This window comes from Bacillus sp. 22475 (genome assembly GCF_052044835.1).
In the GTDB taxonomy this organism is placed as follows: domain Bacteria; phylum Bacillota; class Bacilli; order Bacillales; family Bacillaceae_G; genus Bacillus_A; species Bacillus_A cereus.
This window is the reverse complement of sequence record NZ_JBQENW010000001.1, coordinates 451,773-464,564: the sequence shown is the minus strand read 5'-3', so window position 1 is coordinate 464,564 and position 12,792 is coordinate 451,773. Positions and strand designations below refer to the sequence as shown.

Genomic DNA, 12,792 nt, shown 5'->3' with positions numbered 1-12,792 from the left:
CCACATTATATATATGTATGCCGTGCGAAAAATGTTATGACACTTTTTCTTATCTTTTTTCTTTCATACTTTGCAAGTTGTCTCATCATGATGAAATTCACCATCTATTTCTACTTGAATGGTGACATGTTCTACATGAAACTTCTCCTTTAATACATCCGTAGCCTCTTTTAATACACTTTGCGTTTCATTACCTTTAATAATCAAGTGGCAAGTTAATACTTGAAAATCCGATGTGACAGACCATATGTGCAAATCATGAACTTCTTTTACAATCGGAATATTTAATAATGTACTTTTTACCTCTTTAACATTTATGTGCTGTGGTGCACCTTCCATTAATATATGAACCGTATCACGTGTTACACGCCATCCACTAATAATGACTAAAATAGACACAAGAATACTAGCAATCGCATCTGCAGCAGTCCATCCGAAAAATTTAATAAGTAACGCAGCAATAATCGCTCCGACGGAACCCAATAGATCGCCTAGTACGTGTAAGAAAGCACTTCTTAAATTCAAATTACCTTTCACATCTCCGCCTCTCATTAATATCCAAGCTGATAAAATATTAATAAGCAGACCAAGGACTGCAATAATGAGCATCCCATTACTAGCAATCTCAACTGGTTCTTTAAAACGACGGATTGCTTCAATAAAAATGTATACCGAAATGACAATAAGAACGACACCGTTACATAATGCTGCTAACATTTCGACTCGCTTATATCCATATGTTTTCACAGTTGTTGCTGTTTTTTCTCCGAGCTTAAACGCAAGTAAACTTAAAGCTAAAGATACTGCATCACTTAGCATATGCCCCGCGTCAGATAGTAGTGCTAAGCTATTTGTTACAAATCCACCAATAACTTCTGCAATCATAAAACTTGTTGTTAGTAGGAAGGCAATTAGTAACGCCTTTTTATTTTTTGAATGACCATGATCATGCGAATGTCCCATACTTATACTCCTTTAAGTACAATATCTGTATGTTAGTATGAAACAAACTCCCCATCTTTATCCCGAATCGACTGATTGTAAACGCCCGCTTCCTCTGTATACACACTTCTCTATTTTTTAGACAATCCCTTTTTCTCAAATAAAACAAGACTACTTCTTTTTTATTTTCATATTGTTTACTAATGAAAGAATTTTAAGGAGGTTACTTAAATGAAACGTTTATTTCTCTGTATGGAACGTGAACTTGTTGTAGTGAAAGAACAATATGATAACTATGAAACGACTTACCACTTACAAAATATGCAACCTACCTGTATCGCTGTTGATCCGTTCCACCCAAACCGTGTATATTGCGGAACATTTGGACGAGGTCTATGGTTAAGTGACGATAGCGGGGATTCATGGAGACCAATTGGAGATTCTTATCGTTACTTTGATTTCCCTAAAGAAGATGGTATTTTGCACTCCTCTATCACTTCCATAACAATAAGCCCAAATGAACAAGTGAACGGATATGGGGGCGTTTATGTCGGCACAGAACCGAGCGCTTTATTTTGCTCTGAAAATGGTGGTGAAACGTGGACTGAACTTAAAAATATGAAATCATTATTATCTTCTTATACGTGGGCTTTCCCACCTAGACCTTTTACCCATCACGTACGCTGGATTACAGTTGATCCAAACAACCCTAATACAATACACGTTTCAATCGAAGCTGGTGCTGTTATTCAAAGTAATGATAAAGGGCATACATGGATTGATAAAAAATTCGGTGCTCCTATCGATGCTCATCAATTACTTATGCACCCTGAAGCACCAAATCGTCTTTATGCATCATGTGGTGACGGATTTATGGGCGGACCTGATCGTGCTTATCTTGAAAGTTATAACAATGGAAACAGCTGGATCTCATGTAGTGAAGGACTTGAACATCATTATTTATACAGCATGGCAATTGATCCAGCTGATTGTAATACGATTCTAGTTTCTGCCGCGCCAAGTGCTGATCTGGCTCATCACCGTATCCCTTATGAATCTTATATTTATCGAAAAACGAAAGATACTCCTTTCCAGCAAGTACAACAAGGACTACCATCTGCAATCGGTACAGTCATTTCGATGTTTGCGACAAACAAGGCTGAACCACATACGTTTTACACGTTAAATAACAATGGCGTCTTTCAATCCAATGATAGCGGCGAATCGTGGGAACAACTAAATATTCCGTGGAAAGATGAATATAAAACGCAGCATCCGCATGCATTGCTCGTTACTAGTTCTTAACGAAAAAAAGACTGCCTAAATGGTTTTAGGCAGTCTCTCTTTTATTTCTTTAAATCAATGACAATATCATCTAACACAATATCTTTACTCTTCGCTTCTTTTTTCGGCACTTCTATTTTCTTCTCTTTCCCATTCACATACTCTACTCCACCATGATTTTCAGGTGTATGTACTCGCAAGTGCACGCGAGGTGTAACGATAAGCTTTGTTGCATTTTCGTTTAGTTTTTGGAAGGTGGCACTCCAACTACTTTTATGTGGCTCTGCTACTGTACTACTTCCGCCATTTCCTTCACCAGTATAATGATTTCCTAAATCATCTTTTATTTCTAACTCAACATCCGCACTATCCCATATACTTCTTAACGCCTTAGATTCTTCCTGATTGAAAAAAACGATAAAGGACATCGGGGTTACTTCCATTTTGTTTATATTTACTTTTATTAATTCATTTTCAGAAACCCCATTAACCTTTACTTCCTTACTATCCATTGCTTTTAAACTAAGTGCGAAATTCCAGTTCCCCTTTATTACATTACCTTCATAATCCAACTCAATTGCCTCTATATCCCACCAAACATTTGCAACATCTAGCCTTTCATTACTATGACCACTCATCGTAATCATACCTACATATTTTCCCTCTCCAACTTTTGTAACGCTCGAACCACCTCCCCCACCATTAAAGCCCTTAACTTGCGGACTTCCAAATAGGAACGGTTTCTCACCTAAATCTTTATCACTCTCAATAGAATAAGTAATTGTGATTGTTCTACCATCGAACACAGCATCATTAATTGTAACCTTAACTCCATTACTCTCCCTCGTCATATTCAACTCGGTCGAAAACTCTTTATAATTTTCATATAACCCCGTTCTACCATTATCTAAAAATCGGAATATGTCACCTACAATTGGCAATCCCCCTGCATATGTAGGAAAACCGATACCAAGAGTTGCAACCGATAACCCTACTAAAATAGATGCAGCAGCGACACCTTTTTTCCAACTTTTCATCTTTTTCTTCGTACGTATCGATTGTTTTACATTTCGTTTTACTTTTTCCTTTTCAATTTCAGAAGCCTCAATTTCTTCTAGTTCTTTTTCATCTATATCAATATCATTTAATAGTTCATAAATGTCTTTCATATCGCACTACCTCCAAAACTAATATTCGTAGCATTTTGTTGTAGTTTCTTTTTCCCCCGGTACACTCGATTATCAATTGCTGCCCGAGTTAATCCTAACTTGTCACCTATTTCCTCTGTCTTCATACCAAGTAAATATTTCATAATGAACACCTTTTGATCTAGCGGTTCTAATTGATTAATGAGCTTCAATAATTCTTCCCTATCTTCCATAACGATTAATTCGTCTTCTGCTGATTTTTCTGTACTGATATGAAGCTCATCTGAAATGATTTCTACTGTTTTAGTCGATTTCCGGTAATAATCAATTGCTTTAAACTTTGCAATCGCTGCAATCCACTTTTTAAAATCACTCGGCTCTCCATGAAATTTATTTGCGTTATTCCAAATGGAAAGAAATATATCGTTTATACATTCCTCTATGAGTCCATCATTTTGAATGGGAAGTAGAACTTTATGCGTGATCCCCTTTATGAGTGGTAAGTATGTATCGACAACAAATTCTAACGCGTCTTCTTTTTGCCGCTGTAATCTTTTTATAAAATTTTTCTCATTTGATTTCATGTAGCGATTCCCCTTATTGTTTTGTAAAAGCTTTTACACCCTATATAACGTCTGAGAAAATTTTTTCTCTCATCTTTTTTATTTTTTGTATGTAATGGAATACTTTTCCTTAGCCATTGTCTCACATAACTATGCGTTCAAAGAAAATTTTCTCAAGTCTACAATTTGGTTCATGTAGTACACTATTTATATAGTCATTCTTTAACTTGGTGTACATTTTATTTCGTTAATCTACTATTTTAAATTAGGAGATGAGATATGTATGTGTGGAATTACAGGTTGGGTAGATTGGAAAGAAGACCTTTCAAATCAACATGTTATTTTAAAAAAGATGGCAAATAGTATTCAGCATCGTGGTCCGGATGCTGAAGGATTTTGGTTTTCACCTCGCGCAGCTTTTGCACACCGCCGATTAATCGTAATAGATCCAGAAGGTGGGACACAGCCTAAGACATTTCGTGCTGGTGATTATACGTATGCTCTTACTTATAATGGAGAAATTTATAATTTCCGTGAACTTAGAGAGCAGCTTCAAAAATGTGGGCATGCATTTGAAACCCATTCAGATACAGAAGTATTACTACATGCTTATTTAGAATGGAAAGAAGACTGCGTACGACATTTAAACGGAATTTTCGCTTTTGCCTTATGGGATGATCAGAAGCAACAATTGTTTTTAGCACGAGATCATTTAGGTGTAAAACCACTCTTTTTTACAGAAAGAAATGGCAGTATTATTTTCGGCTCTGAAATTAAAGCATTATTAGCGCATCCATCTGTCCCTGCTGCAATTGATGCGGATGGAATAAATGAAATATTTGGATTAGGCTTATTTCGCACTCCAGGATGTGGCGTCTTTAAACATATTCAAGAAGTACGTGCTGGACATTCTATAACATTTACACGTCATAAAAAAGTAGTTACTAAGTATTGGAATTTAGAAAGTAATTTCCATACAGACTCTATAGAAGATACGTCTTCACATATTTTATCTATTTTACAAGATACAGTAAAAAGACAATTAATTGCCGATGTTCCTCTCGTTTGTATGTTATCAGGCGGATTAGACTCTAGCGGTATTACTGCACTTGCGGGTAAAGAATTTGCTGCTGAAAATAAAACACTTCATACGTATTCTGTTGACTTTGTAAATAGCGCAAAAGATTTCGAACTGACATTTGCTCGCACTGGTTTAGACGCACCTTGGGTAAAACGCGTTTCTGAACATGTCGGGACAGCGCATCATGATATTATTGTGAATGCTGAAGAATTAGCAAATCACTTATTCGTTCCCCTTCATGCGAAAGATTTACCGAGTGCTGGTGAAATGGAAACTTCACTATATTTACTATTTTGCGAAATGAAAAAAGATGCGACCGTAGCTTTATCCGGCGAATCGGCTGATGAAGTATTCGGGGGATATCCTTGGTTTCATCAAGAAGAACTACTTTATGTAGATAAGTTTCCGTGGTTAACAAACTGGAAAAACACATCTTCTCTATTATTAAACGAAGTAACAAAGCAATGTAATCCTGAACATTATATTAATAAAAGATTCCATGAAGCTGTTCATGAAGTACCTACTCTTGAAGGAGAAAGTAAAAAATCTGCGAAACAACGTCAAATGTTTTATTTATTTTTAACAAGATTCCTTCCTTTCTTACTTGATCGTAAAGATCGTATGAGTATGGCTGTTGGATTTGAAGTTCGTGTACCGTTTTGCGATTATAGATTAGTTGAATATTTATGGAATGTTCCTTTCAACATAAAAAGTATTGATAATATTGAAAAAGGCATTTTACGTAGAGCACTCCAACCAGCTTTACCTGACGATGTACGCAATAGAAGAAAAAGCGCTTATCCAACTTCACAAGATCCACACTACTTACAAACAATCCGTAATTTAACACTTGATATGTGTAGCAATAAAAACAATCCTATTTTCTCACTTATTAACCATTCCATCTTACTTTCAATTGCTGATCAAAGTAATAAAGAGATTAACAATTTTGAGGCAAGAAGTGCTATGGAGTATATGCTACAAGTAAATGAATGGTTAAAAACATATCACATCCATATTGCTTAACAAAAAGGAGTTCAAGGATAAAAACCTTGAACTCCTTTTATATTAATTAGCACATTGCTTATTATCAGTATCAATAGACCATCCAATAATCGTGGCACAATCTCTACCTTTCCACTGCAGTACATTTGTTAATACTGGCTCAATCTGCAAGCTATTCCCGTCGTGTAATATTTCTACTAAAGATTGATCATCATCAAACCTTCGTTTGTCACACTCTAAAATACCGTCCGTTGCCATTACAATGTGATTCATTCCTTTTTCTAATCCTCTTACACCTGACGTAAAGCAAGGTGTATTTGCTGCAAAAATATTTTTCCTGCCAATATATTCGTAATTTTTCCGTTTATTTAATCGTCCTTTTCCATTTTTCGTTTTCTCAGAATGGAATAAATACGCGAAACAATCACCAACTGATAACCAATATAAAAATTCGCCTTTTCGTAAACAAATTAAGCAAGCGAGTTCCTCATCATCTTGATCACACTTTTTAATAAATAACTCATCTGTAAATAACGCTAATAAGTACATATGTGTATGATGAAAAGCTAAATGTATTGGATATGAGAATAACTCTTTTAGTTTTTCTTTTCTTTCCGAAATCGCTTCTATTATATAATCTATATTTTTTGTTTTGTGATGTGTATCAAAAATCATAACAAATTCAAATTGTAATTCAGGATCCCACCAAGCTAGCACCGCATCTCCTCGTTCATATGCATCACTCTCTTGATTCCCCCCATATACGCCGACTGAAAGAGGACCACATTTTTCAACATGTATTTCATCTACATACATCTGTTCATGACTAATCCATTTGAATGTATTCACAGCTATCATCCTCTCTCTTGCTAAATGTATACCTTTACACATAGATTACCTTATATTTCAATAAAAATAAACTTTTTCAACATTTTTTATCCAAATAAAAGGATTTTATTTCTAAAACAACGAATATATCTTACTATACGATATAAAAAAGGGGATTTATTATTATGAACAACATTAATCAACATTGGGAGAGCATTTATTATCACTTACGATACGAATACGAGGACAACCTTTCCCACCAAGCAATTCGTATTTTACAAATCGTTTCTCGTGAGAAAGATATAACAATTGGAAAAGTCGCTACTGAGCTTAGTCTTTCTCATAACACAGCGTCTGAACACATAAAGCGCCTTATTCAAAAGGGCTTCATCATTAAAGAGCGAAATAAAAAAGATGAAAGAGTTGTAAACCTTACATTAACAATTGAAGGAATTGAAGGATTAGAAAAACATACTTTACTAGATAAAGAAAAGATAAAAATATTAGAATCACAGTTATCAAAAGAAGAACAACAATTAATTGAAAAAGCATTTTCGTTATTAGCGAAGGAGGCAAAATATGCATTTCCTCGTTAAAGTAATCGTTTCGGCACTTATTATCGGCGTTATCACTGAAGTCGCTAAACACTACAGTACGATAGGTGGCTTTATTGCTGCCCTTCCTCTCGTGAGTTTACTTAGTCTATTTTGGATTTCATTCGAAGGCGGAAATAAACAAGAATTGAGTCAATTTGCTTTAGGGGTATTATATGGATTCCCCGCATCAGCACTACTATTATTTATCGTCTATATTGGTTTGAAAAATTCATTTACACTTAGTACATCTGTCCTACTCGGTATAGGTGTTTGGTGTATCGTTTTTGCTTGTCAAAAATTATTTCAAGCTTAGGAGGAATTAACATTCATAAATTTGTAGAAATAATGGGGCAAAATATAGAAGTACATATAAAAGGAATTGGTAAACAAACTGTAGTCATTCAAACTGGAATGAGTTGCTCATTTTATGATTGGTTTCCTATTATAGAAAAGCTTTCAGAGCACTTTACAGTCGTTTCATACCATCGCCCAGGTTACGGAAAAAGTGATTTAGGCAATCAGCCGCGTACAATAAGGCAAGTTACAAAAGAGCTACATATGTTACTAAACAAACTAGCTATTCAAGATCCATTCATTCTAATCGGTCATTCCTATGGAGGATTATGTGCACAACATTTTGCGATGTTACATGAAGATAAGCTGCAAGCACTTATTTTAGTTGATTCTACTTCGATGAACTTACACCGTTTAGATGAACTTCATTTACCAATTTCTGATCAAACTGATTCTGATGATTTTTGGTTTCAAAAATATAATATATATTCCAAAATGGATGTAGACACACTTTATAATGAACTAAAACCTATGCTCACCGATCAATCAAAACAGCAAATTGAATTCTCTACCTCGTCTTCATTATATAAAGCGACAGCTTCTGAACTATCGGAGTGGAAAAACTGTGCTCTCTCACTAAAAGAGCTATGTAAAACATTAGAAATACCATTAATCGTTATCGGTAGAGATCCTCAATATTCTATTACTCAATTGACTAATGGCGGCATGCCAAAAGAGGAAGCAACACAACTTGAAGCAATGTGGCAAGAACTAATTCACGAACAATTACACCTCTCAACTAATAACCAATATATTCTTGCCGAACATGCTAGTCACGGTATAGAAAATGATCGACCAGATGTTATTATTGAAGCGATTCATTTCTTACAAATCAAAAAAGGAAGCAACTAAAGCTGCTTCCTTACTTATCTATTCATAATCTTCTTCATCATCGATTTCTTCGTAATATGAACTCCCATTACTTACATATATAGGGCCATTCGCAACATCAATACGTAGTACCCACGCCCATGGCACAGCTAAACGTTTATGTATCGCTCGCCAAAAGCTCATTGATTTTCTTTCGTACTCCTGGAACTCCTGAAGTAACTCTTTATAGGAGGAACCGTCTAACTGAATATTTGCTTCTAACAAACGAGAATGGGCATAGTACTGTAACTCTAGTTCAGCAGCAATTTCCATTTCTTCTTCCGTTGCCATACCAATAATTGTTCCATCTTCTGGTGCAATTTCATATACGTTTTGAACTTCAATAAGCCCTTCTTTCTCTTTCTCAAACATGTAAACAGCCTCCTTTAACATATATTTTTTATGTTACAAAGTCATACTTCTACAATAACTTCTCTCTTTCCTCTTTTTTTGATAAACTTTTACAAAATATTTAACCGATGACCTGTTTTCTCTATTCTTTCAGCAGAAATGAAACGATTTTTATCAAAATTTAATTTATACACATCAGGCATATGAAGTGTTTTCCAAAACTCAAGATCATATTTCGAATTAAAATAATTCATGAGTAATACCATAATATTTCCATGCGTACCTATTACAATCTTCTTACCTTCATATTGTTTTAATATATTTTGCATACATATTACAGCACGCCTTTGTGCGACATCATTCGATTCTCCGCCTTCGTATGCAAAACTCCAATCTTCCCACACATTCTGCATAGCATCATTAAAATTTGATACCGGCTCTGTGCTCAATAATCTTTCACGCAAATCTTCTTCTGTTTGTATTGATAATTTATATGTATTCGCAATTCCTTGTACAGTTTGGATTGCTCTTTTGTACGGACTAGAAATAACAACATCAATATGTTTATCTTTTAATAAATGCGTTACATTCTCTGCATCACAGTGCCCTTTTTCAGATAAAGGTCGTTCCCGTTCTTCTTTTGTATATGTAGAATGGGCATGGCGAACGAAATATATTGTTGTCATTTTTCAACCTCCTTTCTAATTTTCAATCTATATTCAATAATAAGATTGGAAAATCCTGTATTAAAAAAGAGCACTTTTCATAAGCGCCTTTTGTTTACATAATAAAATTATTTCATTATAATTTATTTCTGAATTCCTTACTTATGACAATATCTCGAATAAAGTAATCCATATTACTTAGAAGTTTTTCAAATGCTTTTTCACTCAAATTGTTCATCATAAAGACAATCTCAATCTTATTCCCTTTTTTATCAGTACCATAGAAACTATTTGTTAATACAAATGCCGTAGAACCACCTTTCTGTCCAGCAAATTCGAACATACCCTCTCCTACGGTTCCTTTAAATATATTCTCAATCTCACCTTGCATTTGTGGTGTAAAATAATTTCTGCTATTTATCTTTTCCAGTAAACTCATGTAATCCTTCGCATTTGCACCTATAAACCGATCTGACCAAATACGCTGAAAGTCCATATCGGCTTTTAACGATATCTCGCGTTTTGTCCATTCTTTCTCGTCTTTCATCCATTCATGTATTTGCCATACATGCTTAACATATTCATCATTAGACATATTACGTAGCTTGTCCAATGCTTTATTTTGAGGAATATGCAGTTCTTTTTCAACATAGCCCCTCATATATAATGCCCCTGTATACGTTGGATAAAATTCATCGTGACTATTTAAGCCTAACTCTTTCAAACTTTCATTTATCCGCGCTGCTCCAAGCTTGTCCAATAAATATGATGCATTCGCATTCGAACTATAATGAATCATTCCTTTCACTACTTCTTCTAAAGAAGTTTGACCACCCTTCACTAACTCTTTAACTTTTACATCATCTAGCCATGCAGGGTGTGCACCACCATCAGTATTTTTCACATAGTATTTTTCTAATTCTTTCAATGAAATTTGCTCGTCTTTTCTTATTTTCCCTTCAGCTACTTGCTTAGCATATTCAATTGCTATAACGATTTTCGACATACTTGCTAGCGGTAGTTTTTCTTTTTCATTTATTGATGTCAATGTTTCACCATTTCTTTTAACAATTAAAGAAGTTGTTTTATCATCCTTATGTTCTTTTATGTAATTTAGCACATAATTAGAGTCTTCTTTGGAATTGACATATTCCTTCACTGAAAAGAAAGCTATACAGCCTACTATAGTAATTCCAGCTATAATTCCAACAACTTTTAATCCCCTCATGATACTCCCCCTAAAATAAACATATTATATATTATACTAAATAAATTTCCCTTTTTAAGTAATAATTAGATTATTTATACAAAAACGCTTCTTTTCTTAAACAACAAAAAAACATGCCTTCATTAGGAAAGCATGTTTTGTGATATTCTTCACATTGTTTAGTTGAAAAATTTTACTTACCATGATGTAACATTAAATCACTAAGTTCTTCTTCAATGTGATTTAATTTCGCAACGCCTTCTTTCCATTTATGAATATAACGTGAAACCCCAACGAAAAACAAAACAATAATTGTGGAAAGAATAATACCATATACGATTGCTACAGTACTCATAGTTACACTTCCTTATAATTAGTAATGTGGTTATTAGTTATATTTTTATTATAAACCTTTTTCTTTCAAAATACTTCAATTTCAACTTTTTGTAACAAAATTGATTTTTCTAACATTTCGTTCGTAAAAATGGCATATTTTTCACAAATTATACAAAACTTCACCATATGTACTATTACCATATGAGTTATATTATTAAATAGAATAAAGGGGATGATTACTATGACGACTTGGTTTATTGTAATGTTAGTTGTATTTGGAGCATTTAAAATTATCGTTTCTAGCCTTCCTAACACTGTTATTGAATCCATTATTAGCAAGTACGAAACACATCCAAAACTTGAAGAAGAGAATGTGACTATTACAATTCACGGAAATAACGTAGAAGGCGAACAGAAATCAAAAATTATTCATGATTTTAACGAAGGTTTATTTTTAGATCGCTATTATGCACCACCCTATAATGAAGGCACTCCTTTAATTATCCATGCAAAACGTGGTAAAAAAGATTTCACATTTTATATTTACAGTCATGAAGAGCATGTTGATGTTGTAAAACAATATAAAAAGAAGGTAGTTGCTTATAGTTTACGCTCTAAAAATCTTCAAAATAGTGATATGTTCGTGTCAGCTGATTTAGCTTAATACTCATATATTAGAAAAAGGAATCCACGAAATATGGATTCCTTTTTACTATTTACTGAAAAATAAGCTCTGTCTTCAAACTATCTTTCGGTAACAACCAGCCTTTTTTCTCTAAACTCGCCATTAATAATTCCCTTTGTTTTGTCGCAATACTTTCTTCATTTGTTTTAAATGACACTTCTATTACGAAGTCATCTTCTAATTTCCCAGTATTACTTAATGGCCAAATTTCAATATTTGCTTTTATGTTTTCAAACTCTCCTGTATATCGCTTCATTAATACAGGACCGTAAATACGGGAATTCTTTAACATCTCTTCTCCCCAATTTGTATACAACCATTTGTTCATTTTCCCTGGTAATTTTTCTATTAACATGTTTTGAGCAGCTTGTTCATTTGGTAAATCAAGTATCCCATATCCTTTAGCACTGTAACTTTTCTTATTTGAAATGCTTAATGTTTTCTTCTCAAATCCCCAATCTATTTCCGCCTCATAACTATCCGCATTACTATCGAATCCTTCTTTTTTAGCTACTTCTAGTGCATCTTGAATTACACCATTTTGAATAGGATATCTTTTTTTATATGTTAGTTCAAAATCTTTACTAAATTCTTTCTTTCGAATTCTAGCAAACCAACCTTCATCACTTAAACTTTTATTCGCAGTATCTAAAAATTGCACTTGTATTCTTTCATATTTTGTACCAGCCTGGAAATGTTCTAGCACCTCTTGCTTCATCTCTTTGTTATAACCTAATACTTGTTCTGGCTTTAATAATAACTTCACTTCAAAACTAGGTTTCATTGGACTAGCAGTAAAACCTTCCTTAACGTTATAAAGGAAACAACAAAAGAAAATGCTTACGAATACAAATACTTTTTTCATATACCTATCCCC

16 protein-coding genes are annotated in these 12,792 nt (G+C 34.0%); 6 read left to right on the top strand and 10 right to left on the bottom strand.

Annotation, left to right across the window (positions count from 1 at the left end):
* Nucleotides 1-63 precede the first annotated feature (63 nt).
* Complete coding sequence (locus ACTJJY_RS02595) at nucleotides 64-963, bottom strand: cation diffusion facilitator family transporter (protein ID WP_440604919.1); 900 nt, start codon at nucleotides 961-963, stop codon at nucleotides 64-66.
* 210 nt (nucleotides 964-1,173) lie between these two features.
* Between ACTJJY_RS02595 and ACTJJY_RS02590 the strand changes: the two genes are divergently transcribed.
* Nucleotides 1,174-2,247, top strand: coding sequence for a WD40/YVTN/BNR-like repeat-containing protein (locus ACTJJY_RS02590; protein WP_440604918.1), 1,074 nt, complete (start codon nucleotides 1,174-1,176; stop codon nucleotides 2,245-2,247).
* 41 nt (nucleotides 2,248-2,288) lie between these two features.
* On the opposite strand, the gene ACTJJY_RS02585 is transcribed toward ACTJJY_RS02590, so the two are convergent.
* Together ACTJJY_RS02585 and ACTJJY_RS02580 are read right to left on the bottom strand one after the other, a co-directional pair.
* On the bottom strand, nucleotides 2,289-3,395 hold the full coding sequence (locus ACTJJY_RS02585) for a DUF4179 domain-containing protein (protein WP_440604917.1): 1,107 nt from the start codon (nucleotides 3,393-3,395) through the stop codon (nucleotides 2,289-2,291).
* Complete coding sequence (locus tag ACTJJY_RS02580; protein ID WP_048534371.1) at nucleotides 3,392-3,958, bottom strand: sigma-70 family RNA polymerase sigma factor; 567 nt, start codon at nucleotides 3,956-3,958, stop codon at nucleotides 3,392-3,394. Before ACTJJY_RS02580 ends, ACTJJY_RS02585 begins: the two co-directional genes overlap by 4 nt.
* A gap of 262 nt (nucleotides 3,959-4,220) precedes the next feature.
* Here ACTJJY_RS02580 and asnB point away from each other — a divergent pair, with 262 nt between their 5' ends.
* Complete coding sequence (asnB, locus tag ACTJJY_RS02575) at nucleotides 4,221-6,044, top strand: asparagine synthase (glutamine-hydrolyzing) (RefSeq protein ID WP_440604916.1); 1,824 nt, start codon at nucleotides 4,221-4,223, stop codon at nucleotides 6,042-6,044.
* Between the two features lie 42 nt (nucleotides 6,045-6,086).
* On the opposite strand, the gene ACTJJY_RS02570 is transcribed toward asnB, so the two are convergent.
* The gene (locus ACTJJY_RS02570; protein WP_002040904.1) at nucleotides 6,087-6,914 is read right to left on the bottom strand and encodes a protein phosphatase 2C domain-containing protein; all 828 of its coding nucleotides are present in this window, start codon (nucleotides 6,912-6,914) and stop codon (nucleotides 6,087-6,089) included.
* A 122-nt stretch (nucleotides 6,915-7,036) separates the two neighbouring features.
* On the opposite strand from ACTJJY_RS02570, the gene ACTJJY_RS02565 reads away from it, so the two are divergent.
* The 3 genes from ACTJJY_RS02565 to ACTJJY_RS02555 are packed head-to-tail and all read left to right on the top strand — an operon-like array spanning nucleotide 7,037 to nucleotide 8,653.
* The gene (locus tag ACTJJY_RS02565; RefSeq protein WP_063546992.1) at nucleotides 7,037-7,447 is read left to right on the top strand and encodes a MarR family winged helix-turn-helix transcriptional regulator; all 411 of its coding nucleotides are present in this window, start codon (nucleotides 7,037-7,039) and stop codon (nucleotides 7,445-7,447) included.
* Nucleotides 7,431-7,760: a DUF3147 family protein gene (locus tag ACTJJY_RS02560; protein ID WP_000545640.1), complete on the top strand. Its 330-nt coding sequence runs from the start codon at nucleotides 7,431-7,433 to the stop codon at nucleotides 7,758-7,760. The genes ACTJJY_RS02565 and ACTJJY_RS02560 overlap by 17 nt, the downstream gene beginning before the upstream one ends.
* Complete coding sequence (locus ACTJJY_RS02555; protein ID WP_440604915.1) at nucleotides 7,721-8,653, top strand: alpha/beta fold hydrolase; 933 nt, start codon at nucleotides 7,721-7,723, stop codon at nucleotides 8,651-8,653. Before ACTJJY_RS02560 ends, ACTJJY_RS02555 begins: the two co-directional genes overlap by 40 nt.
* An 18-nt stretch (nucleotides 8,654-8,671) precedes the next feature.
* On the opposite strand, the gene ACTJJY_RS02550 is transcribed toward ACTJJY_RS02555, so the two are convergent.
* The 5 genes from ACTJJY_RS02550 to ACTJJY_RS02530 all read right to left on the bottom strand — a co-directional run bounded on the left by ACTJJY_RS02550 (nucleotide 8,672) and on the right by ACTJJY_RS02530 (nucleotide 11,431).
* Entirely contained in the window at nucleotides 8,672-9,043 is a 372-nt protein-coding gene (locus ACTJJY_RS02550) for a hypothetical protein (protein WP_000461779.1), read from the bottom strand.
* 89 nt (nucleotides 9,044-9,132) lie between these two features.
* Nucleotides 9,133-9,708 carry a histidine phosphatase family protein gene (locus tag ACTJJY_RS02545; protein WP_440604914.1) on the bottom strand — a complete coding sequence of 192 codons (576 nt, stop codon included), beginning with the start codon at nucleotides 9,706-9,708 and terminating at the stop codon, nucleotides 9,133-9,135.
* 115 nt (nucleotides 9,709-9,823) lie between these two features.
* A complete protein-coding gene (locus tag ACTJJY_RS02540) occupies nucleotides 9,824-10,915 on the bottom strand; it encodes a serine hydrolase (protein ID WP_440604913.1) in 1,092 nt (363 codons plus the stop codon).
* A gap of 172 nt (nucleotides 10,916-11,087) precedes the next feature.
* Nucleotides 11,088-11,249 carry a hypothetical protein gene (locus tag ACTJJY_RS02535; protein ID WP_000108701.1) on the bottom strand — a complete coding sequence of 54 codons (162 nt, stop codon included), beginning with the start codon at nucleotides 11,247-11,249 and terminating at the stop codon, nucleotides 11,088-11,090.
* A 65-nt stretch (nucleotides 11,250-11,314) separates the two neighbouring features.
* A complete protein-coding gene (locus tag ACTJJY_RS02530) occupies nucleotides 11,315-11,431 on the bottom strand; it encodes a hypothetical protein (protein ID WP_001987133.1) in 117 nt (38 codons plus the stop codon).
* Between the two features lie 40 nt (nucleotides 11,432-11,471).
* On the opposite strand from ACTJJY_RS02530, the gene ACTJJY_RS02525 reads away from it, so the two are divergent.
* Nucleotides 11,472-11,894: a YfmQ family protein gene (locus ACTJJY_RS02525; protein WP_440604912.1), complete on the top strand. Its 423-nt coding sequence runs from the start codon at nucleotides 11,472-11,474 to the stop codon at nucleotides 11,892-11,894.
* A 52-nt stretch (nucleotides 11,895-11,946) separates the two neighbouring features.
* On the opposite strand, the gene ACTJJY_RS02520 is transcribed toward ACTJJY_RS02525, so the two are convergent.
* Nucleotides 11,947-12,780 (bottom strand): hypothetical protein, encoded by an 834-nt coding sequence (locus ACTJJY_RS02520; protein ID WP_440604911.1) that lies wholly within the window; start codon nucleotides 12,778-12,780, stop codon nucleotides 11,947-11,949.
* Nucleotides 12,781-12,792 lie beyond the last annotated feature (12 nt).